At 65.5% G+C, this 414-nt stretch carries 1 protein-coding gene; it reads left to right on the forward strand.

Annotated elements, in window-relative coordinates; genetic code table 11:
- Window positions 1-414 (forward strand): pentapeptide repeat-containing protein (locus AB4Y97_RS21045; protein WP_442000983.1); only part of this gene is annotated, 414 nt, incomplete at both ends.

Consider the following 414-nt stretch of genomic DNA (forward strand, 5'->3'; position numbering starts at 1 on the left):
GGCGGAAACTTCGACCGCGCCAATGTCTCGGGCGCCTCCATGGACCGCACCGACATTCGCGGCGCCGAGATGGTCGGGGCCAACTTCACCGATGCTGTGTTCGCCAGCGCCAACCTGACCGGTGCCGAAGCGACGGGCGCGACCCTGATCCAGACCAATTTTCAAGGCGCTAACCTGTCTTCCGCAGAGTTGAACGGCGCGAACTTCAACCGCGCCGTCCTGATCCGCGCCAAGTTCAACAGCAGCGAGATGTTCGCCGCCACCCTGGCCAATGTGCGGGCCGAGGGCGCCGATTTCTCGAACGCCGAGGTCAACGCCTCGAACCTGACCAACGGCGATTTCGCCGGGGCCTCGTTCCGCAACGCCTCGCTCGACAGCGCCCGCCTGACCGGCGGAAACTTCGACCGCGCCAAT

This window comes from Microvirga sp. 2TAF3, assembly GCF_052114965.1.
Lineage (GTDB): Bacteria > Pseudomonadota > Alphaproteobacteria > Rhizobiales > Beijerinckiaceae > Microvirga.